24 protein-coding genes are annotated in these 22,773 nt (G+C 71.5%); 10 read left to right on the top strand and 14 right to left on the bottom strand.

What is annotated here, in order from left to right; translation table 11 throughout:
- Window positions 1-102: 102 nt before the first annotated feature.
- The gene (locus tag Pta02_RS04575; RefSeq protein ID WP_203873388.1) at window positions 103-1,047 is read left to right on the top strand and encodes an EamA family transporter; all 945 of its coding nucleotides are present in this window, start codon (window positions 103-105) and stop codon (window positions 1,045-1,047) included.
- Between the two features lie 72 nt (window positions 1,048-1,119).
- Here Pta02_RS04575 and Pta02_RS04570 read toward each other — a convergent pair whose 3' ends face one another.
- On the bottom strand, window positions 1,120-1,500 hold the full coding sequence (locus tag Pta02_RS04570; RefSeq protein WP_203873387.1) for a hypothetical protein: 381 nt from the start codon (window positions 1,498-1,500) through the stop codon (window positions 1,120-1,122).
- A 62-nt stretch (window positions 1,501-1,562) separates the two neighbouring features.
- Window positions 1,563-2,132 carry a biotin transporter BioY gene (locus tag Pta02_RS04565; RefSeq protein ID WP_203873386.1) on the bottom strand — a complete coding sequence of 190 codons (570 nt, stop codon included), beginning with the start codon at window positions 2,130-2,132 and terminating at the stop codon, window positions 1,563-1,565.
- Between the two features lie 160 nt (window positions 2,133-2,292).
- On the opposite strand from Pta02_RS04565, the gene Pta02_RS04560 reads away from it, so the two are divergent.
- The gene (locus tag Pta02_RS04560) at window positions 2,293-3,240 is read left to right on the top strand and encodes an HpcH/HpaI aldolase/citrate lyase family protein (RefSeq protein WP_203873385.1); all 948 of its coding nucleotides are present in this window, start codon (window positions 2,293-2,295) and stop codon (window positions 3,238-3,240) included.
- Here the strand turns inward: Pta02_RS04560 and Pta02_RS04555 are convergent.
- Window positions 3,230-3,793, bottom strand: coding sequence for a DUF6529 family protein (locus Pta02_RS04555; RefSeq protein WP_203873384.1), 564 nt, complete (start codon window positions 3,791-3,793; stop codon window positions 3,230-3,232). The genes Pta02_RS04560 and Pta02_RS04555 overlap by 11 nt on opposite strands.
- Window positions 3,793-4,452, bottom strand: coding sequence for a hypothetical protein (locus Pta02_RS04550; RefSeq protein ID WP_203873383.1), 660 nt, complete (start codon window positions 4,450-4,452; stop codon window positions 3,793-3,795). Before Pta02_RS04550 ends, Pta02_RS04555 begins: the two co-directional genes overlap by 1 nt.
- A 1,348-nt stretch (window positions 4,453-5,800) precedes the next feature.
- Here Pta02_RS04550 and Pta02_RS04545 point away from each other — a divergent pair.
- Entirely contained in the window at window positions 5,801-8,323 is a 2,523-nt protein-coding gene (locus tag Pta02_RS04545; RefSeq protein WP_203873382.1) for a sialidase/neuraminidase family protein, read from the top strand.
- On the opposite strand, the gene Pta02_RS04540 is transcribed toward Pta02_RS04545, so the two are convergent.
- Window positions 8,286-8,705, bottom strand: a complete 420-nt coding sequence (locus Pta02_RS04540) for an NUDIX hydrolase (RefSeq protein ID WP_203873381.1) — start codon at window positions 8,703-8,705, stop codon at window positions 8,286-8,288. The genes Pta02_RS04545 and Pta02_RS04540 overlap by 38 nt on opposite strands.
- Window positions 8,706-8,752: 47 nt before the next feature.
- On the opposite strand from Pta02_RS04540, the gene Pta02_RS04535 reads away from it, so the two are divergent.
- The 4 genes from Pta02_RS04535 (at window position 8,753) to Pta02_RS04520 (ending at window position 12,026) form a co-directional block, all read left to right on the top strand.
- Window positions 8,753-9,421 carry a DUF6758 family protein gene (locus Pta02_RS04535; protein ID WP_373872340.1) on the top strand — a complete coding sequence of 223 codons (669 nt, stop codon included), beginning with the start codon at window positions 8,753-8,755 and terminating at the stop codon, window positions 9,419-9,421.
- Between the two features lie 43 nt (window positions 9,422-9,464).
- A complete protein-coding gene (locus Pta02_RS04530; RefSeq protein ID WP_239129551.1) occupies window positions 9,465-10,079 on the top strand; it encodes a MarC family protein in 615 nt (204 codons plus the stop codon).
- A 244-nt stretch (window positions 10,080-10,323) separates the two neighbouring features.
- Window positions 10,324-11,040, top strand: coding sequence for an MBL fold metallo-hydrolase (locus Pta02_RS04525; RefSeq protein WP_203873379.1), 717 nt, complete (start codon window positions 10,324-10,326; stop codon window positions 11,038-11,040).
- Between the two features lie 5 nt (window positions 11,041-11,045).
- A complete protein-coding gene (locus Pta02_RS04520) occupies window positions 11,046-12,026 on the top strand; it encodes a RecB family exonuclease (RefSeq protein WP_203873378.1) in 981 nt (326 codons plus the stop codon).
- A gap of 66 nt (window positions 12,027-12,092) precedes the next feature.
- On the opposite strand, the gene Pta02_RS04515 is transcribed toward Pta02_RS04520, so the two are convergent.
- The 3 genes from Pta02_RS04515 to Pta02_RS04505 form a co-directional block, all read right to left on the bottom strand.
- Window positions 12,093-13,010, bottom strand: a complete 918-nt coding sequence (locus Pta02_RS04515; RefSeq protein WP_203873377.1) for an oxygenase MpaB family protein — start codon at window positions 13,008-13,010, stop codon at window positions 12,093-12,095.
- 59 nt (window positions 13,011-13,069) lie between these two features.
- Window positions 13,070-13,942: an alpha/beta fold hydrolase gene (locus Pta02_RS04510; RefSeq protein WP_203873376.1), complete on the bottom strand. Its 873-nt coding sequence runs from the start codon at window positions 13,940-13,942 to the stop codon at window positions 13,070-13,072.
- 173 nt (window positions 13,943-14,115) lie between these two features.
- Window positions 14,116-15,936 carry a DEAD/DEAH box helicase gene (locus tag Pta02_RS04505; RefSeq protein WP_203873375.1) on the bottom strand — a complete coding sequence of 607 codons (1,821 nt, stop codon included), beginning with the start codon at window positions 15,934-15,936 and terminating at the stop codon, window positions 14,116-14,118.
- A 470-nt stretch (window positions 15,937-16,406) separates the two neighbouring features.
- On the opposite strand from Pta02_RS04505, the gene Pta02_RS04500 reads away from it, so the two are divergent.
- Entirely contained in the window at window positions 16,407-17,051 is a 645-nt protein-coding gene (locus Pta02_RS04500; protein ID WP_203873374.1) for a ferritin-like fold-containing protein, read from the top strand.
- A gap of 481 nt (window positions 17,052-17,532) precedes the next feature.
- Here Pta02_RS04500 and Pta02_RS04495 read toward each other — a convergent pair whose 3' ends face one another.
- The 3 genes from Pta02_RS04495 to Pta02_RS04485 all read right to left on the bottom strand — a co-directional run bounded on the left by Pta02_RS04495 (window position 17,533) and on the right by Pta02_RS04485 (window position 18,958).
- Window positions 17,533-17,766, bottom strand: a complete 234-nt coding sequence (locus tag Pta02_RS04495; RefSeq protein ID WP_239129548.1) for a DUF3107 domain-containing protein — start codon at window positions 17,764-17,766, stop codon at window positions 17,533-17,535.
- A 210-nt stretch (window positions 17,767-17,976) separates the two neighbouring features.
- On the bottom strand, window positions 17,977-18,597 hold the full coding sequence (locus tag Pta02_RS04490; RefSeq protein WP_239129545.1) for a TetR/AcrR family transcriptional regulator: 621 nt from the start codon (window positions 18,595-18,597) through the stop codon (window positions 17,977-17,979).
- Between the two features lie 142 nt (window positions 18,598-18,739).
- A complete protein-coding gene (locus tag Pta02_RS04485) occupies window positions 18,740-18,958 on the bottom strand; it encodes a hypothetical protein (RefSeq protein WP_373872339.1) in 219 nt (72 codons plus the stop codon).
- A gap of 223 nt (window positions 18,959-19,181) precedes the next feature.
- Between Pta02_RS04485 and ku the strand changes: the two genes are divergently transcribed.
- Complete coding sequence (gene ku, locus Pta02_RS04480; protein WP_203873373.1) at window positions 19,182-20,003, top strand: non-homologous end joining protein Ku; 822 nt, start codon at window positions 19,182-19,184, stop codon at window positions 20,001-20,003.
- A 96-nt stretch (window positions 20,004-20,099) separates the two neighbouring features.
- Here ku and Pta02_RS04475 read toward each other — a convergent pair whose 3' ends face one another.
- The 3 genes from Pta02_RS04475 to Pta02_RS04465 form a co-directional block, all read right to left on the bottom strand.
- Window positions 20,100-20,444: an SH3 domain-containing protein gene (locus Pta02_RS04475; protein ID WP_203873372.1), complete on the bottom strand. Its 345-nt coding sequence runs from the start codon at window positions 20,442-20,444 to the stop codon at window positions 20,100-20,102.
- A gap of 205 nt (window positions 20,445-20,649) precedes the next feature.
- Window positions 20,650-20,973, bottom strand: coding sequence for a hypothetical protein (locus tag Pta02_RS04470; RefSeq protein ID WP_203873371.1), 324 nt, complete (start codon window positions 20,971-20,973; stop codon window positions 20,650-20,652).
- A gap of 321 nt (window positions 20,974-21,294) precedes the next feature.
- The gene (locus Pta02_RS04465) at window positions 21,295-21,630 is read right to left on the bottom strand and encodes a hypothetical protein (protein WP_203873370.1); all 336 of its coding nucleotides are present in this window, start codon (window positions 21,628-21,630) and stop codon (window positions 21,295-21,297) included.
- A 209-nt stretch (window positions 21,631-21,839) separates the two neighbouring features.
- Here Pta02_RS04465 and Pta02_RS04460 point away from each other — a divergent pair, with 209 nt between their 5' ends.
- Window positions 21,840-22,727 carry an alpha/beta fold hydrolase gene (locus Pta02_RS04460; RefSeq protein ID WP_239129542.1) on the top strand — a complete coding sequence of 296 codons (888 nt, stop codon included), beginning with the start codon at window positions 21,840-21,842 and terminating at the stop codon, window positions 22,725-22,727.
- Window positions 22,728-22,773: the final 46 nt, after the last annotated feature.

Below are 22,773 nucleotides of genomic sequence, written 5' to 3'. Positions count from 1 at the left end.
ACAGTCCCATGGCACGCCCATATACCGGATGCCACTTGCCCCCACCCGTCACACCGTGACAGCATCAAAAGACTAAGACGGTAGTTACATGGATGGTGCTGTATGAGGCGTGCAGGCCTGCTGATCGCGTTCGCGTCCTCCTGGTGCTTCGCCTTCTCCGGACCGATGGCCAAATACCTCGGGGCCGCCGGGCTGACGCCGCTGGAGGCGGTCTGGGTGCGGATGGCCGGGGCCGGGCTGCTGCTGCTCGGCATCCTGGCGGCGGTCAGGCCCCGCGCCCTGCGCATCCCGCGCTCGCGCCTGCCGTTCTTCCTGGCCTACGCGGTGGTCGCGGTGGCCGGCGTGCAGGCGCTCTACTTCGCGGCGATCACACGGCTGCCGGTGGGCGTCACCCTGCTGATCGAGTTCACCTCGCCGGTGCTCGTCGTGCTGTGGGTGCGCTTCGTGCGCCGGGTACGGCTGCCGCGTGCGGCCTTCACCGGGGCCGTGGTGGCGGTCGTCGGCCTGGGCATCGTGGTGGAGGCCTGGTCGGGCCTGAGCCTGGACCCGTTCGGCCTGCTGCTGGCCTTCGGCGCCGCGGCGTGCTGCGCCGGGTACTTCCTGCTCAGCGACGGCTTCGGCGACGACGTGGACCCGCTGGGGCTGATCGCCTGGGGCCTGGCCGGCGCGGCCGTCGTGCTGGTGCCGATCTCCCGGCCGTGGGACATCCCGTGGCAGGCCCTCACGCTGACCGCCGCACCCGAGGGCGGGTACGCCGTCCCGGTGCTGGGGGCGGTGCTGTGGATGATCGTGATCGCCACGGTCGTCGCCTACATCCTCGGCGTCACCGCGGTCCGCAGGCTGTCGGCCGCGGTCGGCTCCACGGTCGCCTCACTGGAGGTCATCGCCGGGGCGGTGATCGCCTGGGTGCTGGTCGGGGAGGCGCTGGGCGTCTTCCAGATCATCGGTGGCCTGATCGTGCTGACCGGGGCCTATCTCGCCCAGCGGGCCACGGCCGACCTGCCCGTCGCCGTCCGGGAGTCCGGGGAGCCGGTGCCGGTCGGGTGACCGGCGGGCCCGCGCGCACAGGACGGGCAGGGCCCGCGCGACGGGCCGGCGCCCCCGGGGACGGGCCCGGGCTCACGCGGGTGCGCTCAGGGGGGCGGCCTCCCGCGGCGTGAGCCGTACGACCTGGGACTCGGCGGCCCAGCGGTCGGTCATGGTCGCACCGTCGGCGGCGTTGAGCCGGTCCTTGGCCAGGGCCGCGACCGCCTCGGCGTGCGCGGCCTGGTCGACCACCTCGACGGAGGCGTCGAAGACGACCAGCCGCCCGCCGTTGTCCTTGCTGCGCAGCGTCACCTCGACCCGGCCGGAGCCGGTCAGGCCGGGCAGCTCCTGCTCGCCGCCCCCGGTGACCAGGTAGATCGCGCCCTCGTGCCAGGTGTGCCAGGCCAGCCGGGGCCGGTCCAGCGAGAGCCACAGGACGCTCGACTTCTTGGCGCCCTCTTCGATCACGCTCATGAAACGACTGTACGGCCTGCGCCCCGCGGATTCCGGGGCGCAGGCCGTACAGGATCGTGAGATCAGCGGCGGGCGAGCTTCCAGGCCGCCGGGAGCAGACCGGCCGCGACGGCGATCTTGATCGCGTCGCCGACGAGGAAGGGGATCACACCCACCGCGAGCGCCTTGCCCAGGCCCAGGCCCAGGGTGGCCATGAGGACCGGCAGGCCGAAGGCGTAGATGACCAGGTTGCCCAGGACCATCGTGCCGACCGTGCGGGCGACGGTGCGGTCGCCGCCGCGCTCGGCGAGCTTGCCGACCACGGCGGCGGCGGCGATGAAGCCGACGACGTAGCCGAAGGTGGGGCCGCCGAAGCCCGAGGCGCCCTCCGCGAACCACGGCACGCCCGCGATGCCCACGGCCATGTAGAGCGCCATGCTCAGCGCCGCGCGGCCCATGCCGAGGGTCGCGCCGACCAGCAGTACGGCGAAGGTCTGGCCGGTGACCGGGACCGGCCACATCGGGAAGCTGAGCTGCGCGGCCAGGCCGGTCAGCGCGGCGCCGCCGACGACGAGCGCGACGTCGCGGACCCGGGTGCCGGGGATGAGGTCGGACAGTACGGCGGGCCGGGCCACCGAGGAAGCGTTTGCCATCGTGTATGTCTCCCTTTACCGAGGCGTCGTGCCCATTATTCGGACATCGCACTGGAGACCTGCACGGGGGTGGCTCCAAGAACGGGGCCGAGACTTTGTATGACCGCCATAGGCCGGACCGGTCTGCCGCGGCCGGGCGGGCGGCCGCTACGGTGTGGCCATGCGCTCCCGTCGTTCGTGCCTCGCGGTCCCCGGCAGCAACCCCCGGTTCCTGGAGAAGGCGCAGGGACTGTCCGCCGACGAGGTCTTCCTCGATCTGGAGGACTCCGTCGCGCCGCTGGCCAAGGAGGGGGCCCGCAAGAACATCGTGGCCGCTCTGCGCGAGGGCGACTGGTCGGGCAAGGTCCGGGTGGTGCGGGTCAACGACGTCGGCACGCAGTGGACCTACCGCGACGTCATCGAGGTCGTCGAGGGCGCGGGGGAGTTCCTCGACTGCCTGATGCTGCCCAAGGTCGAGGACGCCACCCAGGTGATCTGGCTGGACACGCTGCTCGGCCAGATCGAGAAGGCCAACGGGCTGCCGGTCGGCCGGATCGGCATCGAGGCGCAGATCGAGAACGCCCGCGGCCTGGTCAACGTGGACGCCATCGCCGGGGCCTCGCCCCGCCTGGAGACGCTGGTCTTCGGCCCCGCCGACTTCATGGCCTCGATCAACATGCGGACCCTGGTGGTGGGCGAGCAGCCGCCCGGTTACACCGAGGGCGACGCCTACCACTACATCCTGATGCGCATCCTGATGGCCGCCCGCGCCAACGACCTGCAGGCCGTCGACGGACCGTATCTCGCGATCAAGGACCTGGACGGCTACCGCCGGGTGGCCGGGCGCGCGGCGGCGCTGGGGTTCGACGGCAAGTGGGTGCTCCACCCCACGCAGGTGGAGGCGGCCAACGAGGTGTTCTCGCCGTCGCAGGAGGACTACGACCACGCCGAGCTCATCCTCGACGCGTACGAGTACTACACGACGGTGGAGAAGCGCGGCGCGGTCATGCTCGGCGACGAGATGATCGACGAGGCGTCCCGGAAGATGGCGCTGGTGGTGGCGGCCAAGGGGCGCGCGGCAGGGCTCCCCCGGACCACCGCCTTCACCCCGCCGGAGACTAGAACTTGATCCCGATGGTGGTGAAGAACCAGAACGACGAGGTCAGCCAGAGCCCGGTCAGCGCGGTGAACGTCAGCCCGCCCAGCACCGGGAGGGTCCAACCGGGCAGCCCGCGCTTGGGCAGGGCGAGCATCTTCGCGGTGAAGACACCGTAGAAGAAGCAGCCCAGCAGTGAGTGGATCATCACGCGCGGCACGTCGAACTGGGCGCCCAGGGCGTACAGGCAGTGGAACGCCACCGGGATCGTCAGGACGAACGCCAGCCGGCCCGACCAGCGGTGCAGAGCGGGGGCCCACGGGGCGTCCATCTTGATCCTGCCCCACATCACCAGCGCGGAGAACAGCTGGACCAGCACCAGCAGGAACGCGCCGGTGGTGAGCCAGGCCTTCATCGCCAGCGGGCCGGAGAACCCGGCCGGGCCGACCGCGTAGCCGGTGGGCGTGTGCAGGCGTCCGTACACGCCCAGCGCGACCGCCACGAGGCCGCCGACGACGAGCGGGACGAGCAGCGGGGCGAGGCTCTGCGGCTGCGGAAGCCGAGAGACCTGCGTGTTCTCGTGCATCAGAACTCCCCTATGAACTCGTCGACGTCCTTGGGGTCGACCTCTTCGCCGTTGACGGTCGCGTTCTCGCCGGGCTCGGGGATCGCGACGTCGACGGGCTCGTCGTCGACGGAGAGCAGACCGACCCGGCTGCCGTCGGGCAGGTAGATCCAGCCGGCTTTGACCTGCGCGCCGCGGACGACGGCGCTGGCCCGGTAGAGGCCGGAGGGCTTCTTGACCGTGGGCGCGGTGAACTCCCACGACTTGGCGCCGAACTCCAGCGTCCCCGAGGCCCGGCCGCCGCCCAGGTTCGCCTCGAGGGAGGCGTTGCGGGCACCGGTCAGCGTGATCTTGCCGTCGGCGGCCTTGCCCTTGAGCCAGGCCTCGACCCTGCCGTCGCAGAAGTAGCCGACGGCCTTGCCGTTGCGGATGGAGATGGCGATGAGCCCGCCGTTGCCCTTGACCCGGCCGGCGTAGTCGGCCCTGGCCGGAACCGGCTTGGCGGTCTTGACGGGCTTGGGCGCGGCGGAGGCCTCGGAGGTGGCCTCGACCGCCGGAGCCTCCTGGCCCTGCGCGTTTGCGTTCTGAATCGTCGGTGAGGTGGTGGCGCTGAGCGCTCCGAGCGCGACGGCGATGACCGCGCCGGACGCCAGCGTGAGAACGGGCCCCAGCCGTTTCATAGTTCGCTCCCTGGGGTTGGGGTTTTCCTGGCCCCTATGAAAAGGTCCCACCGGCGAGGGTGTCTGTGAAGTAATCCGCAGATGTGCGATCTCCCACGGAGGCGGCGGTCGCGGACGGGTGCCCGAAGTCGTCCGCGGAGTCCGGTCGTCCTGCCCGGGGCGGAAGGTTCACGCGTTCCCTTCCGGGGCTCTGTGGACTAATGAACTCGGATTTATCTCTTTAATGAGTGACAAAACGGGCGCAGAGATGGTGAATCTCACTAGAGAGGTATCGCCATAGCCGTCGCGGCATGCTGCTCTGGATGGTGTACGGCGCGGCGCGAGACGGCCCGGAGGGCGAGGTGATCGTTTCGGGGATGGTGGGTAGGACTATGGTCACGTGCGATTTGCCCTTCCTGTAGGGAATTGCGGTTAAGTGTCATGGAGACGACTGGAACGGTCCGGTAATCGATAAAAACCGGACAGATAGGCTTCCTGCGAGGAGGTGCTGAGCGTGGCCTCGGGCTCTCACGACCCGCGCTCGAGACAACGGCCGCCGGACGACGGCGTGTCCGACGACACGGCGAACGCGTCCGGGACCCGCGAGTCCAACCGGTTCCCGCCGACGATCCAGCACTCCCCACCCGGTCCCTCCGACGACCGCACCCGCGGCCTCCCGCTGTCCTCCCCGTGGATGTCGCCGCCCTTCTCGGCCCCCGCCCCCGAGGACGCCGAGCCTCCCCGCCCTCCCGGCGAGCGCCGCCGTCCCTACGCCCGCCCCTACGCCCCCGCCTCCCGCCCCTCCGACCAGCCCTCACCCCCGGACCAGCCGAGCCCTTCCGGCCAGCCCGGTCCCTCGGGTCAGCCCGGGTCCTCGGACCAGCCGAGCCCCCACGATCCCGGCCCCGCGCCCGGCTGGGGAAGCGCTCACCCGCCCGCGGGTGAGCCGGGATCCGAGCGCGGGCACGAGGGGGCCGCACCTGAGCGGCGGCCGGAGCCCGAACCCGGACGAGAGCCCGGGGAACCGGCGCCTGCGGCGGGGCCGCGCCGCAGGATGGTGACCCGTCCGGATCTGCTGGTCGCCTCGGGACCGCCCAGGGACACCCGGGCCGCCCGGGACGGGGATGCCCCGGTGGCGCCCGCTGTTCCGCCGGAACCGGATCGGGCCGCGCCGGCCCATGGACCGGAACGGACGGCACCGGAACAGGCGGCTCGGGCCCGGGAACCGGATCGGGCCGCACCGGCCCGAGGATCGGAGCGGGCCGTACCGGCCCGTGAGCCGGGACAGCCAGCGCGAGTCCACGAGCCGGAACAGACGGGACCGGTCCCCGAGCCCGAACGGACAGCGCGGATCCACGAGCCGGAGCAGGTGACTCCGGCTCGGGAGCCGCAGGGGGAGACCCGGCAGGACTCCCGTCCCGAACCGGAAGGCCACGACGACTTCGAGCCGGTGCGCCGGGTCGGCAAGCCTCCCGGCGGGCGTCCGGCGCGGCCGGATCTCCTGGTGGCCCAGGGGCCGCCGCGCAGGCGGGGCCCCAACGGCGGACGGCACCACCGATCCGCCGCCGCCCCCTCGGCCGTGCGCCGCTCCAGCCCGATACGGAGCAGGCGCGGCCGGAGCCTGGTGATCCCCTTCCTGATGGTCCTCGTGCTGACCGCCGCGGTCGGCGGGGGCCTGGTGCTGTGGGGATGGATGAGCAGCCCGTTCGCCTCGGGCCTGCGCCTGGTCGGCGACGACTTCAGCTCGGGGGACCAGGCCTTCGTGCCCCCCGCCGGCGGCGGCGACGGCTCCAGCCAGGTGCTCAACTCCATCGCCTCGGACGGCTCCACCGTGGTCGCGGTCGGCACCGACACCACCAGCCCGCTTCCCCGGCCGCTGTTCCTGGTGTCCCCGGACGGCGGCGCGACGTGGCGGCTGGGCGAGCTGGCCGGACCGGTGCGTGAGGGCGGTCCGACCACCGTCAGCCTGGTGGCCGGCGGCGACGGCCGCTGGGTGGCCGTGGGCTACGAGCTGGCGGGCCCTCCGGGCCTGTGGACCAGCACCGACGGCCTGACCTGGATCGAGGTGGAGCCCGGCGGGTCGACCTTCAAGGCGGGGGATCGCATCATGGATCTGGCCCGGACCTCCTCCGGGTTCGTCGCGGTCGGCGCCACCGTCCCCGCGGACGGCAACCAGCGGGCCGCCGCCTGGACCTCGGCCGACGGGCGGAGCTGGACCCCGGTGCAGGCGCGCGACCTCGACGTGCCCGGCGGGGTGCGCAGTCTCAAGACGGTGGCCGCCAGGGGTGACACCGTGGCCGCGCTGGCCGACCGCGAGGGCGGCGGCGTCGTCACCCTGCGATCGGACGACGGCGGCGAGTCCTGGCGCCGGGGGGACAAGGAACTCGACGGCGTGGCGGCCCAGCCGGGATCGCTGGCCGTGGCGGGCAAGCAGTTCGTCCTGGTCCCCTCGCAGCAGCGCAGCGCCAAGGGGGAGACGGCGGTCTACTGCTCCTCCGACGGCGGTGACTGGAGCCGGTGCGGCGCCATCACGGGCCTGGACCGGCAGGGGATCGGCGTCAGGCGCCTGGCCGCCTTCCCCGGAGGACTGGCCGCGGTCGCCGACTCGGGCCCCGGCAGCTACACCGTCTACACCAGCAAGGACGGCCGTCAGTGGGCCAGGGGCACCGGCCTCGGCCGGGTGCCCGGCACGCTGCGTGCATTGGCGATCTCCGGGGACGGGACCCTCGTCGTCGGCGGTGACGAGCCCGGCGCCGGGGTGGACAACCGGCTCGTCCTCATGACGGCCCCCCGAGGGGGGGAGGCCAGGCAGGTCTCCCTGGACGCGATCACCGGCCTCACCCGGCCCGCGCGCGAGATGACCCGCGTGGCCGCGGGCAGGGACGGGTTCGTCGCGGTCGGCGCCATGTCCGGCGACGCCGGGATCTGGACCAGCCCGGACGGCGAGCGGTGGACGCCCGGCGGCCCCGCGCAGGTCCTCGGCGGCGACCGGCGCCAGGCGCTCAGCGACATCGCGTACGGCAGGCGGGGCTGGCTCGCCGTGGGCAGCACGATGAGCAGCGTCGCCTCCACCGAACCCCTGCTGGTCACCTCCGAAGACGGCCGGAACTGGCGCAGGGTCCCGGTCATGGGCGCCCTGAAGCCGGAGGGAGCCGACGAGACCTCCCTGGTCCCCCACGCGGTCGCGGCCGGCCCGTCCGGCTACGTCCTGGCCGGGGAGGAGCGCAACCTGTCCGGGACCGTGCCGGTGCTGTGGTTCTCCGCCGACCTCAAGCGCTTCACCAGGGCGGGCAAGCTCCCCGCGGGCGGTGCCGGAGTGCGCCTGTACGACGTCGCGCCGACCTCCTCCGGCTACATGGCCGTCGGCGGCGCCGGGACGCGGGACGGCGAGACCGGCGTGGTCTGGGTGTCTGCCGACGGGGCCGACTGGACGGCGCGCAAGCCCGTCCTGCCCGCCGGGGCGACCGCGGCGAGCCTGCGGCACGTGGTCACGTACGGCGGGCAGGCCGTCGTGGCCGGGGTCGCGCGGACCCCGGACGGCGAGCGGGCCTTCACCGCGATCTCCCGTGACAACGGGACGACGTGGCGGACGGTCTGGCTGCCGGCCGAGGGGGCGGCGGCCGTACAGGACCTGGCGGCGGTCGAGCACGGCGTGGTGGCGGTGGGCTGGCAGGGCACGCCGGGCGAGGGCGACAGCGTGGTCTGGACCTCAGGGGACGGACTGTCCTGGCAGCGGCACGCGCCCACCCAGGGGCAGCTGGCCGGCGACGGAGCCCAGGGGTTCGGCGCGGTGGCGGTCTCCGGCGATCAGGTGGTGGCCCTGGGACGGTCGACCACCTACGACGCCGACCACCTCACCCTGTGGCGTTCGACCCTGGACGGCGGCCGATGACCCCCCACTCGGTGAGGGCCTCCAGGAGACCGGGGGCCAGGGGCAGTCGCGGCAGCTCTCCGACGGGGAACCAGTGCGCCTCGGCGGCGTCGTCACCGGCGACGAGCGTGCCGCCGGTGACCTCGGCCAGATAGTCGCGGATCTCGTAGACGACCCCGCCGGGACCCGGGCGGTCCACCGCGCCGGCCAGGGGACCGACCGCGACCCTCAGGCCGGTCTCCTCCAGCATCTCGCGGACGACCGCCTCGGCGTCGGACTCGCCAGGCTCGATCCGGCCCCCGGGAACGGACCACATTCCCTGGGCCGGTGGGCGGCCACGACGGATGAGAAGGATCCGCCCGGAGGCGTCGAAGACGATCGCTCCCACACAATTTACGCGCACATGGACAAGATTACGACTGTATAACGACCTTCGGCCTTGACTCATGGGTGGCGGGGGGCGCACCGTGGGTAGTCGTGAGAGCCTCGCCTACCTGCCCGCGCTGTTTCGGCCCGCTCCGCCCGCCGAGTGCTTGGTCAAGTGCCTGGCGGTGCGGCCCGCACGGGGACGTCCTGCCTTTACAGCCAGCCAGACGCCCGTCGTCCGCGGCGGTGGAGGCGGTCGTCCAGAGCGCGCGCGTCCCGGTCTGGCTGCCCTGGCCGCTGCCGGCCGGATGGCTCGTCACGGGCTTCGCCGAGGCGGGTGACGAACGCACCGGCACCCGGGCCACGGTGGTGGCGCTCTCGGGTCCCTCGGTGACCCAGGGGCCCGCCGATCTGCTGATCATCGCGGAGGAGCCGGGAGTGGGACTGGGCGCGGCGTTCGCCGGGCTGGACGGCCCCGATCCGGGGGACGGGTTCGGCCAGGGCCCGCCGCACGCGAAGATCGAGGTCAAGGGCCATCCGGCGGCGCTGTGGTGCGTGGACGGCGCCTCCGACCGGGCGGTCTACGCCGGAGAGGCGCTGGGAGACTGGCTGTGGGCCGTCGCCTGGCCGGCCGAGGCGGGCTGCCTGATCACGCTGACCGAGCTCTGCCTGCGCGACCTGCGTGACGACGACCAGGCCCTCGATCTTCCCTTCGGGGCCTTCTCGCCCCGCCTGGGCATGGAAGGCGCCTGATCCGTCACTAGACTCGTCCCCCTGATCGTTTCCGGGGGGATTCGTGTTCGACGTCCAGTTCTTCGTTGAAGCACTCATCACGATGTTCGTCATCATGGATCCGCCCGGCATCATCCCGCTCTTCCTGGCCTACACCGGCGGCCGCAGCGCGGCCGAGCGCAAGCGGGTCGCCCGGCAGGCCCCCATCGTCGCCTTCTGCCTCATCGTCCTGTTCGCGGTGTTCGGCCAGGCGATCCTCGCCTACCTGCACGTCGAGGTGGCGGCCATGCAGATCGCCGGCGGCCTGCTGCTCCTGCTGGTGGCCCTCCAGCTGCTGACCGGGGAGACCGAACCGCCCGCCGGCACGATGAAGTCCAACGTCAACGTCGCGCTCGTCCCGCTCGGCACCCCCCTGCTCGCCGGCCCCGGCGCGATCGTCGCGACGATCGTCTTCGCCCAGCAGGCGGAGACCAAAACCGGCGGCATCCTGGCCCTGGCCCTGGCCATCGCGGTCGTGCACATCCTGCTGTGGGTGTTCATGCGCTTCTCCGTGACCATCGTCCGTGTGATCAAGGAGAACGGCATCGAACTCGTCACCCGCATCGCGGGCCTGCTCCTGTCCGCGCTGGCCGTACAACTCATCATCACCGCCGTCCGCACCCTCCTCGGCGCGGCATAGCCCCCTGATCTCCCCTTTCCCCCGCATCACGACCACCCCGAAGGACCGCCGGGGAACCGCCCGACGACTTTCCCCGTCGTCACGCCCTTGCGAGGGGGCGCCGGTGAACCAACGGAGGAGCGCCCGGAGCGAGGAACGAGCGAGGACGCGACGACGGCGGGAGCCGGATCCCCACGCCCCCGAGCCGCCGTGCGCAGCACGGCCATAAACACAGCGTCGCCATTAGTAGGTATGGTTTTGAGCCGTGACAGCGCGTATCGAGCGAGTGGTGACCGAAGGCGTCGTCGACATCGACGGCGTCGAGTACAAGGTCGAGAACAACACCTGGATCGTGGGTGACGATGAGGAGGTCATCGTCATCGACGCCGCGCGCGACGCGGAGAAGATCCTGGAACAGGTCGGCGAGCGCGAGGTGCTCGCGGTGATCTGTACCCACGGCCTGCCCGACCACGTCGGCGCGGCCATCGAGGTGGCGGCCCGGGACGAGGCCGTGGTGGCCATGCACCCCAAGGACAAGCCGCAGTGGCGCCGCACCTGGCCCGACACCTGGCCGGACATCGAGCTGGAGGACGAGGGCGTGTTCGCCGTCGCCGACGTCGAGCTCGAGGTCATGTCCACGCCCGGCATCACCCACGGCGGCATCTCGCTCTACTGCGAGGAACTGGACGCGGTCTTCACCGGCAAGACGCTGCTGGCCGACGGGCCCGGCAAGCTCGGCGGAGAGTACCCCGCGCTGGCCGACCAGCTCACCGCGATCGCCGGCCGGCTGTTCACCCTGCGCCACAACACCCGTGTGCTGCCCGCGCACGGGGAGGAGGCGGTCATCGGCGACCTGGAGCCGAAGCTGGACTCCTGGCTCTCCGGCTCGCTGACCGGCGGCGGCTCGGACACCGAGGAGGAGGGGCCGCTGTCCGACGGGACGCGCGCGGCGGGCATCCGGCTGAACATGGACGGCGACTAGTCCTCATGGACCAGCTCCCCCTGGAGGGCATGCCGCGCAGGCTGTACTCCTGCACGCCGTCGCGGCTGAACACCTGGCTGGACTGTCCCCGGCGTTACCGGTTCACCTACCTGGACCGCCCGGCCCCGCAGCGGGGACCGCGGTGGGCGCACAACAGCGTGGGCATCAGCGTGCACAACGCCCTGGCCGGCTGGTGGCGGGAGCCGTACGACCGCAGGACCCCGGCCATGGCGGGGATCCTGCTGTCCAACGGGTGGATCGGCGACGGGTTCAAGGACGCCGGGCAGTCCTCCGCCTGGCGTGACCGGGCGCGGGAGATGGTCGTCGACTACGCGGCGACCCTCGACCCCTCCCACGAGCCGGTCGGCGTCGAGCGGACCGTGGCCACCAGGACGTCCGTCCTGGCCCTGTCGGGCCGCGTCGACCGGCTCGACCAGCGGGGTGAGGAACTGGTCGTGGTCGACTACAAGACCGGACGCCGCCCGATGACGGCGGACGACGCCCGGTCCTCGCTCGCGCTGGCGGTCTACGCGGTCGCCTCCTCCAGGATGCTGCGCCGCCCGTGCCACCGGGTGGAGCTCCACCACCTGCCGACCGGCTCGGTCGTCGAGTGGGAGCACACCGACGAGTCCCTGGGGCGTCACCTGTCGCGCGCCGAGGAGATCGGCGGCGAGGCCTCCGAGGCCGACGAGCGCTATCAGGCTTGGGCGGGCACGGGGAAGACCTCCCGCGGCCCGGGCTCGCGTACGGCGGCCTCCCGCGGCTCGGGGTCACGCGCGGCGCGCACCCCGGCCGAGGGCTCCCAGGGGCCGGGTTCGCACGCGGCGGGTGCCGAGCGGGTGCCGCCGGCCGTACCCCCGGAGATAGACGCCCTCTTCCCGCCCCGCACGGGGCCCCTGTGCTCCTGGTGCGACTTCCGCGCCCACTGCCCCGACGGCAGGGCGGCGGCCCCCGACAAGGCCCCCTGGGACGCTCTGGCTGTTTGAACGGCGACGCTGACGCGTCGCAGGCTCGGGGGCTCCTCGGTTGGTTCACCGGCGCCCCCTCGCGGCTCAGGCGGCCCTGGAGGCTCCCCCCGGCCAGCGGCGGGGGTCGGTCAGGCCCTTGAGGCCGCGGCTCACGTCGTAGCCCGCCGCGCCCAGCCGCTGCCGGGAGGCGGCGAGCATCTCGCGGGTGTGCGGCATGAACGCGCGGTCGTGGACGGGCTCGGGGATGGCGTTCATGCCCAGCCGGAAAGCCCGCAGCGCCGCCGTCACCGTGGCGCGCGGCACCTCGGGCAGGGCGCCGTACATCTGCCTGGCCCAGTCCGGCAGCGAGTAGTAACACAGCGCGCCGAACGGGAAGTAGGCCGGTTTGCCGGGGTTGAGCATCCGCAGCTCGGCGGGCAGGCGCGGCCACAGCAGGAAGCGCACGGTGGAGGCGGCCTCCGGGGTGACCTTCAGCCGCGACCGGACCCCCGCGAAGTAGTCGTCCATCTCCGCCAGCGACCCGGGCACGTCCTCGGCGTGCAGGCCCACGTAGGTCGCGCTGCGGCGCTGCTCGTCGAGATAGCGGTCGGCCTGGCGGCGGCTCAGCCCGAGACCCGCGCGCCGCGCCACCGACAGGTAGGACGAGACCTCCGCGCAGTGCACCCACAGCAGCAGCTCCGGGTCGTCCACGCGGTGGATCCTGCCGGTGTCGGGGTCGTCGATGCGCAGGCTCCGGTGGATCCCCCGGACCCGCCGGCCGATCTCCCCGGCCTCCTGCGGGCTGCCGAAGGTGACGCGGCCCACGAAGTCCGCCGTACGGCGCAGCCGCCCGAACGGGTCCTCCTGGAAGGTGGAGTTCTGCCAGACCCCGCGCATCGCCAGCGGGTGCAGCGCCTGGAGCATGAGCCCCCGGACGCCGCCGATCCACATGGAGCGGTCGATGTGCACCAGCCAGGTCGCGGTGTGCGGAGGCTGGACGACGATGTCTTCGATGCTCGTCATAGTAAGTAGATGATTACATGACATTGGACTAGCTGTCCAAGAAGGGTGGTCAGTACGGCTCAGCTCAGCAGGCGGGCCTCGGCGGCGTTCCAGAACCGGGTGAGGGCGGCGGCGGTGGTCTCCGGGGCCTCCACGGCCGGGGAGTGGACCGCGCCGGGGACGACCACGCACTCGGCGTTCAGCCGGCGGGCCATGTCGGACTGCATCTCCGGCGGCCAGCCGTCGTCGTGCTCGCCGTACAGCACCAGGAGGTCCACCTCGACCTGGATGAGCTCCTCGCAGCGGTCGGGCGCGGAGAGCACCTCCCCGGTCATCGTGGCCATGCCGACCGGGGAGTTGGAGAACAGCCGCTTGCGCAGGAACGTCATGATCTCGTCGGGCACCCCGGCGGCCAGCGCCTCCGGCTCCATGCGGTTGTGCCAGAGGTACTCCAGGCCGCGCTCGGGGATCTCGGCGAGCATGATCCGGCCCGCGCGCTCGCGGGGGCCGACGATCGGGCCGGGGCCCGAGCTCATCAGCGTGTAGGAGGCGAACTTGGTGCGGCCGTCGATCACCGCCTCCCGGGTGACCAGTCCGCCGAAGGAGTGGCCGACCAGGTGGACGGGCTCGCCGCCGCCGATGGTGTGCGCCAGCACGTCGACGTCGTTGCCGAGCGCCGCGCAGGTGTAGGCACCGGGGTCGTCGGGGCCGCCGGTCTCGAACTGGCCGCGCATGTCGACCGCGATGACCCGGCGGCCGGCTTGGGCGAGCGTCTGCAGAACCGCGATGAAGTCTTCCTTGCTGCCGGTGAGACCGGGGACCAGGAGGGCGGGCCAGCGCTCGGGGACGCCGCTCACGGGCAGCGCCTCCAGGGCGGCGAACGAGCCCACCGCCGTGTCGATCGAGGTGGCTCGAACACCAGGTGGCAGGGTCAAAAATCGCGGCGTACTCACGTGAGACCACGATACCGCCAGGACCGGGATGACTCGGTGTTACTTGCAGAGTGGAAGCTGAGCGGAAAGCGGGCATCCGCTTCCCTGCGGGGCGGGACGAGGCAGCGGCCCGGCCCCCGGAACGGCGGAAGGGACGCACCCGCGCGGGGTGCGTCCCTTCCGTGCTGATGGAGCTAGTTTCCGCGTCGCGGGCCGCGCTGCTGGCCCTGGCCCCTGGGCGAGGGCCGGCGGCGGTTCTGGGCGCGCTCGGAGGCCGCCGAGGGGGCGATCTCGTCGTCGTCGGTCGCCAGGTCCGGCGACTGGAAGATCACCGCGAACGGGCTCGGCGGGATGATCTTCTCGGGCTGGGGCCGGGAGGCGGGAGCCTCGTGGTCCGGCTCGTCGTCCCAACCGGAGACCTCGGCCTGCTCGGGCGGCGTCGCGCCGAGAGTGACCTCGGGGTTGAGACCCGCCTTGCGGGTGCGACCGCGCCGGGGCGCGGACTCCTCGTTGCGCGGTGTCACGTCCGCCTCCACCGGGGGAAGTTCGATGACAGGGCTCTGGTTCTCCTCGGGCGCGACCGGCGCCGGGGTCTCCCCCGTCGTACGGCCGCCGCGGGTGCGGCGGGCCTTCGGCTCCTCCACGGGACGGCTCGCGGGCTCCTCGGCGAGGATGTCCCCCGGCCCCTCGAACGGCTCCTCGACGGGACGGGGCTCGGCGATCGCCTGCTCCGCGGCCTCGAGGCCGCGGCCGCCGCGGGTGCGGCGACGCTCGCGGGGCGTGCGGGCGGGACGCTCGCGGCGCTCCTCACGGTCGTCGTCGCGGCCCTTGCGGGAACGCGAGCGGATGCGGCCGGTCTCGCCGAGGTCCTCGACCTCTTCGGCGGCCAGGCCCGCGCGGGACCGGTTGGCGCGCGGCAGCACGCCCTTGGTGCCCTCGGGGATGCCCAGGTCGCTGTAGATGTGCGGCGAGGTCGAGTAGGTCTCGACGGGCTCGGCGAACGGCAGGGAGAGGGCGTTGTTGATGACCTTCCAGCGGGTGAGGTCCTCCCACTCCACGAAGGTCACCGCGACGCCGGTCCGCCCCGCCCGGCCGGTCCGGCCGATCCGGTGCACGTAGGACTTCTCGTCCTGCGGGCAGTCGTAGTTGACGACGTGGGTGACGTCGTCGACGTCGATGCCGCGCGCTGCGACGTCGGTCGCGACGAGCACGTCGATCTTGCCGTTGCGGAAGGCCCGCAGGGCCTGCTCGCGCTGGCCCTGGCCGAGGTCGCCGTGGACGGCCGCGGCCGCGAAGCCGCGCTCCTTGAGCTGCTCGACGACCATGTCGCAGGCGCGCTTGGTCTCGCAGAAGACCATCGTGAGCCCGCGGCCCTCGCACTGGAGGAGGCGGCCCATGATCTCGATCTTGTCCATCCGGTGCGTGCGCCAGACGAACTGGGTGGTCTGCGGGGTCGCCTCGGCCTCGGCGTCGTTGTTCTCGGCCCGCACGTGGGTGGGGCGGTTGAGGTAACGCCGGGACAGGGCGACGATCTCACCCGGCAGCGTCGCGGAGAACAGCATGGTCTGCCGCTCGGCCGGGACGAGCTTGATGATGCGCTCGATGTCGGGCAGGAAGCCCAGGTCGAGCATGCGGTCGGCCTCGTCCAGGACCAGCATGGCGATCTGGCTGAGGTCGAGGTGCTTCTGCTTGACCAGGTCGAGCAGGCGGCCGGGGGTGCCGACGATCACGTCGACGCCCTGCTTGAGCGCCTCGATCTGCGGCTCGTAGGCGCGCCCGCCGTACACCGTGAGGATGCGGGAGCCGAGCTTGCCGGCGGCGGTCACCAGGTCTTCGGTGACCTGGAGGGCCAGCTCGCGGGTCGGCACGACGACCAGCCCGCGCGGCTTCTTGCGGTTCTTCCTGGGCTTGCCGACACGCTGGAGCATCGCCACGCCGAAGGCGTAGGTCTTGCCGGTGCCGGTGCGAGCCTGACCGATGATGTCCTGGCCGCTGAGGGCCAGGGGGAGTGCCATCTCCTGGATGGGGAACGGCGTGATGATGCCCTCTGTCTCGAGGGCGTCGGCGATCTCCGGGGTGACTCCGAGGTCTCGGAACGTCGTCAGCTTGGCCTGCCTAATCTCCGTTGAAGGCAGTCCTGCCGGGACCGCGGGCGAAAAAGTCTCCCCGTGCCGGGTCCTCGCGGAAGGGCCAGCCCTCTCATGTCATCAGCGACCGCTGCGGCGTCACGCCGACTTTTGGGGGCGTCCGGGGGGAGAACCCCCGGATTAACACAGTGCGGTCGCACTTTCACACAGTAGTGTACCCGATACCACAACGGAGAACTGATTGCTCGGCATTCCCTCTGAATCGCGGAGCCCTCCGGCCTTCCACCAGCGGGGCTCCGGACCGCCGGGCCGCTGCGCCTCCCCGACGCCGGCGCCGCGTGGTGATTACCCGCCCGCCGCATGACGACGCCGGGCTCCCCGGCTCGTAGGCTGCGCTCATGAGTGATTCCTCTCCCGGTGTCGCCGATCTGCTCGGTGTCCTCGCCTACGCCGAGCTGACCGCGTTCCTGCGCCTCGCCGAGGACGCCGCGTGTCACGCTCCGACGCTCGCCGACCGGGCCGCGCTCGGCGAGCTCGCGGCGGCCGAGTACGCGCACTTCCGTCTGCTCCGCGAGCGTCTCGCCTCGCTCGGGGCGGATCCGGAGGAGGCGATGGAGCCGTTCGTCGGACCGCTGGACGGCTGGCACGAGCAGACCGCGCCGGCCGACTGGCTGGAGGCCCTGGTCAAGGCGTACGTCGGTACGGGGATCGCCTTCGACTTCTACCGCGAGGCGGCCGCCCACCTGGACGACGAGACGCGCCGGCTGGTCGAGGAGGTCCTGGCCGACGAGGGGCGCTCGCAGTTCGCGGTGGAGCGGGTCGGCGCGGCGATCAAGGAGGACCCCCGGCAGGCCGGACGGCTGGCCCTGTGGGCCAGGCGGATGGTCGGGGAGGCGCTGAGCCAGGCGCAGCAGGTGGCCGCCGCCCGCCCGGAGCTGGCGACGCTGCTGGTGAGCGGTGAGGACATCACCCGGATGTTCACCCGGCTGACGGAGGCCCACAACAGGCGGATGGACGCCCTGGGCCTGACCCCGGGCCCCTGACTTCCGCGAGCCTCCGGGGGGCGTGCGGCGACTCCGATCCCCGATGAGGAGAGGCCCGGTCTTCTGATCGGGCGGCGTGAGGGGGGCGAACGGCGGTAGCGTGCCAAGCATGAGGGCCTCGCGCCGCTACGGCAGTTCCTTGACGAGATGTGGGCCGAACCGCTGGGTTTCGCGTGCAGTGCTGCGCAGGGGGAGCGCGGACTGCCCGGCCACCGATCCAGGACGGGACGACGTCCAGCGCATCCGGCGCCCGCGTGGCTGCGGGTTCGGCGGGCGTGGAGAGTGCCGGGGCGGCTGATCCCATCGGACCGTCCGGGCGGCTCTCGGCCGGGTCGCGTCACCGGCCTCACGCCGGGCTGCCCGCAGCCCCGCCGGCCGGGCCGTCGCCCCTGCCGGAGGCCTCCGATCCTCCGGAGGCCTCCGGCGAGGGCACGCCTGTGCCGCGGCCCCGCAGTTCCGGAGGGCTCGTTCCAGAGGGTTCCTAGAGGGTGCCGCCGAAGCCGACCGGCCGGGCCTCCTCCTCGCCGATCTCGATGAACCCCAGGGAGGAGATCGGGATGAGGACCTTGCGCCCCTTGACGTCGGTCAGGGTGAAGATGCCGCGGTCGGTGGAGAGGGACTTGCCCAGTTCCTCCTCCACCTGCTCGGCCGTGAGCTCGGTCTCCACCACGAGCTCACGGTGCACTGAACGTACGCCGATCTTGACTTCCATCATGTTCCCTTTCGACGACGGCTCCGTCCCATCGTCACCCCATCCCCGCCACGACGCGCCGGTTGATCGCGTCAAGCGAACACTACGGAGCTGCGAGGGGGCGCCGGTGAACCAACCGAGGAACGCCCGCAGCGAAGCGAGGACGTGACGAGGGCGGGAGCCGGATCAAGGAGCCCCCGAGCCGCGACGCGCAGCGTCGCCATCAACACAGCATCAATTCGTACGGGGGAAGCCGGAGATGCCTCGCCAGGCGAGGCGGGCCATGAGCTGGGTGGCGGCGTCCTTGGGGATGGAGCCGGCGCTGCTGATCCAGTAGCGGGCGCTGACCTCGGCCATGCCGACCAGGCCGACGCCGAGGAGGCGGGCCTCGTCGCTGGAGCAGCCGGTGTCCTCCTGGATGACCTGACTGATCATCTCGGCGCTCTCGCGGAGGTTGCGCTCGATGCGCTGGCGGACCTGGGCGACGTTGCGCAGGTCGGACTCGAAGACGAGGCGGAAGGCCTCGCCCTGGCCGGAGACGAAGTCGAAGAAGGCGCCGATGGCGGCCTGGACCCGCTGCTTGTTGTCCGTCGTGGAGGCGAGGGCGTCGCGGCAGCGAGTGATCATGTCGTCGACGTGCAGGTCGAGCAGGGCCAGGTAGAGCTCCTGCTTACCGGGGAAGTGCTGGTACAGAACCGGCTTGCTGACCCCGGCCCGCTCGGCGATCTCATCCATCGCGGCCGCGTGGTAGCCGTTCTCCACGAACACTTCCTGCGCCGCGTTGAGCAGCTGGCGGCGGCGGGCCATCCGGGGCAGCCGGGTGCCCCGGGGCTTGGCGTCCGGGGTAGCGGTCACGGCGGTCTCCTTGCGGGATGCTCCTATGAGTGTCCGGCGGCAGAGGCGGCCTCACCAAGCGCCGCCCAGGCGGAGCCTGCTGTGCGTGCTCCCGCTGTCGAGCACTCCATGTCTCGGGTCATCCTACGCGCGGGTAACCAGGTCAGCGATAGTCGTCCTCGTCAATGCCCACTTCGCGAGTCTGGTCGGCGGCGTCGGCGGGGTCGGCGTCGAGCGGGATCCGGTCGGGCCAGGCGAAGCGTTCCTCCTGCATCGAGCGGTGCTGCTCGGCCGCGTCGGCCTCGGGGGTCTCGACGTCGATCTCCGTCCCGATCTCACCGGACAGGGCGTCGTCGATCTCCTCCAGGGTGGTTTCGTTCACATCCATCTCCGACATCGGCCTGTCCTTCCGTCCTCTTCGGGCAATGGGTGTGATCCAGCGTACGTCTCCGGTTCCCACCCGTTCGACAAGGCAGGGGCATCGGTTCCCCCGTGGCGGGTATGTGCCCCGCCGGTAAGTGTTTCCATCCACTTGGCGATATTTCCGAACATATGCGCGAAAATCAGTAGGAAGCTCCTGAAGTAGGTCGAGACAGGGAGACGTCATGCGAAGCATCTGGAACGGCGTGGTGTCGTTCGGGCTCGTCACGATCCCGATCAGGCTCTACACCGCTACCGAACAGCGCAACGTCTCCTTCCACCAGGTCCACCGGGAGGACGGCGGCCGGGTGCGGTTCCGCCGGGTCTGCGAGATCTGCGGTGAGGAGGTGCCCTTCGCCCATGTGGCCAAGGGTTACGAGCTGCCGACCGGGGAGATGGTGGTGCTCGGCGAGGACGACTTCGAGGACCTCCCGCTGACGACCGCCCACCGGATCGAGGTGCTCCAGTTCAGCCCCGCCGAGCAGATCGACCCGATCCTGTTCGGCAAGTCCTACTTCCTGGAGCCGGGCGACGAGGGCGTCAAGCCGTACGTGCTGCTGCGCGACGCGCTCCAGCGGTCGGGGCGGGTGGCGATCGCGAAGGTGGCGCTGCGGCAGCGCGAGTCGCTGGCGGCACTGCGGGTCAGGGAGGGCGTGCTCGTCCTGGAGACCATGCTCTGGCCCGACGAGGTCCGCGAGGCCGAGTTCGGCTTCCTGGAGGAAGGCGTGGAGATCCGCGCGCAGGAGTCGAGGATGGCCGCGTCGCTGATCGAGACCATGAGCGAGGACTTCGACCCGGCCGCCCATCACGACGCCTACCGCGAGGCGCTGCAGGAGGTCATCCAGGCGAAGGTGGACGGTCACGAGGTCGTCCGCCCGCAGGCGCCGGTGGCGGAGGGCGGGCCGTCGGCGGATCTGATGGCCGTACTGCGGGCCAGCGTGGACGCGGCGAAGCGGGACCGCGGGACGACCGGCCGCAAACCCCGCAAGACCCGCCGCTCCGCCTGAGCCGCCGTGCGCGGCACGGCCGTGGACACGACCCGTGCCGTGGGCCCTTGCGGGCACCACGGCACGGGTTCTCCTGGCGGGTTCGACAGTCACCGATCAGTACCGGAACTTCTGTCCCTTGTTCAGGTAGTACTTGTGAGAGAAGCCCTGCAGGCCGGAGTTGCCGATCACAGAGCGCCAGTTCTCCGTGGCGCGCCTGCACTTGCCGACGGTGGTCTGGCCGGGCATGAGAACGTCGATGACCTTGTAACGCTTGCCGTTGGCCTTGATGCCAGGGCCTCGGCGAACGTTGAGGTAGCTGCCGGCGGAGACGTTACGCACCTTGTAGAAGCACGCGGTCTCCGCGCTGGCCGGAGTGGCGGTGATGGCGCTGAGGACGATCAGACCGCCACCCGCGATGGTCGCTGCCGCGAGAGTACTCGCGAGGCGCTGGAACTTCATTTTCGGTCACTTCCTTGCAGTCGTTTCGGACTAACTCGTCGCCCTGCAACGGACAATTGCCACATATGGCGCAAATGCCGTTTATCGCAAGGGGAAAGTTGTCGGACGCGTCTTTTCAAGGCCCGTGTACATGCGGACAAACGCGACACATTGGGGCCCTCCTCGTGAGCGCCGCGTCATCGCCGTCCGAGAGTCGTTCCGGCTGTCAGGACAGCCGCGAGAGCTTCTTGAGGTAGTGCTTGTGCGAGAAGCCCTGGACTCCGTTGACGCCGTTGACGGCTCGCCAGTTCGGCCGCTGCAGTGCGCACCTGCCGATCGTGATCTGGCCGGGGCGCAGGACGTCGATGACGTCGGCGACCCTGCTGGGCTGGGCGCGGACGGCGAGCTGGTTGCCCGCCGGGACGTTGCGCACCCGGTAGGCGCAGACTGCGGCCTCGGCCGCGGTTGCGGTGACGGCGCTGAAGACGACCATGCCGCCGCCGGCGACGGTGGTGGCAATCAGAGCGCCAGCGAGTCGTTTAAAGATCATTAGTCACTCCTTCTCTATCGATGCGGTGACTACGGCCTTGATGTCCGGATTCGTGAACCGAAAACGGGCACAGAGCGTCATATACCAAACACATAGCGTTAAGATGCGTGCCCTTTTGTTATTTTCGGACAAAAGGGACATACCGCAGAGCGAATCCGCTCCGCGGTACGGGCGTGACAGGAGTGAGAGGAGGGACGGCCCTGTGGGCCGCCCCTCCGGGGCCGTTCGACGACCGGCTCGCGGGCCTCCGCGGCCGGTTCGCAGATCTCTAGAACCGGCTCGCGGGCCTGCGTGGCCCGTTCGCAGACCTCTGCGGCCGGCTCACAGGCCGAACTGCTTGGTCGTGCCGAGCCTCTTCAGGTTGCGCTGCCGGGTGTAGCCCTTCTTGAGCTTGCGGGTGCCCACGACCTTGTGCCAGTTCTTCTCCTTGCCGTACTTGCGGCAGCTGCCCAGGGTCCGGTCCCCCCGGCGGACCCGGTCCGTCGTCTTGGCCTTCTTGGCGGGCTCGGCCTTCACCGCGGCCGTGCGCTTGACCAGATAGACGCAGTTGAGATCCGCGGCCCGGGCGGGGCTCGCCAGGGCGGCGCCCGCCACCACCGTGCCGAGGGCGGTGAGGGCGGCGGTGAGGAGTGCGACGAGAAGGCGCTTGAGTCGCATGACGGAACTCCTTCGAGAGGTACCTTCGAGAGGTAAGAGCCTGTTCCGTCCTGGATGTCAGGATTCGACGCTCAATGTGGGGCGACGCTCGGTCTGTATGCCGAACGCATAGGTTCTTCGGGTTCACTCTTGTGGAATAAGGACGGAGCAGAGAGTGAACCGTGGGAGGACACGTGGGGGACAACCCGATTCCGTGCTGGCCGGGAACCATGGTCGACCTGGGAGGGCGGCGCGTCCACGTGCGCTCGACCCCGCCCGGTCCCACTGAGACGGCGGTCTACGTGCACGGTCTCGCCGGGTCGGCGACCAACTGGACCGACCTGATGGGCGAGCTGTCCGACGTGGTGACCGGCCACGCGATCGACCTTCCGGGCTCCGGATACTCGCCGGAGCCGCCGGACGGCGACTATTCCATCGTCGCCCACGCCGAGGCCGTCGCCCGGCTCGCCGAGAAGGTGGCCGAGCGGCCCGTCCACCTGTTCGGCAACTCCCTGGGCGGCGCGGTCGCGGTCCGGGTGGCCGCGACCAGGCCCGAGCTGGTCCGCTCGCTCACACTGGTCTCCCCGGCGCTGCCCGACCTGCTGCCCAGGTACGGCCCCGCCCGGGTGGCACTGTCGGCGATGCCCCGCCTGGGGGAGTGGGCCTTCGACCGGCTGCGGGCCCTGCCCGCCGAGCGCAGGCTCAACGCCACCCTCGGCATGTGCTACGCCGACCTCGGCCGGGTCCACCCGGTGCGCCTGCGGGAGGCGGCCGACGAGCTGCGCCGCCGCGACGACCTGCCGTACGCGGGGTCGGCGCTGGTCAACTCGGCCCGAGGCCTGATCTCCGAGTACTTCAGGGAGTACTTCGGGCGCGGAGCCGACAGCCTGTGGCGTCAGGCGGCCCAGGTGAAGGCGCCCACGCTGGTGATCCACGGCCGCCGCGACCGGCTGGTCAACCCGCGCTCGGCCGCACGCGCCGGGCGGACGTTCCCGCACGTGCGGCTGGTGCTGCTGCCCGACGCCGGGCACGTGGCGCAGATGGAAGTGCCGGGAAGGGTGGCTCGTGAGGCACGCCGTCTGATATATGAGACGACTCCCATCTCGATTGGGGAATGACCGGGGCCCCCGGCTAGGTTGTGAGGGGTGCGCTAGCCGCACTCCT

Origin of the sequence: Paraplanobispora takensis (assembly GCF_016863195.1) — a bacterium.
GTDB classification, from domain to species: domain Bacteria; phylum Actinomycetota; class Actinomycetes; order Streptosporangiales; family Streptosporangiaceae; genus Planobispora; species Planobispora takensis.
The sequence above is the reverse complement of the archived record's forward strand: the minus strand, read 5'-3'. Positions and strand labels throughout refer to the sequence as shown.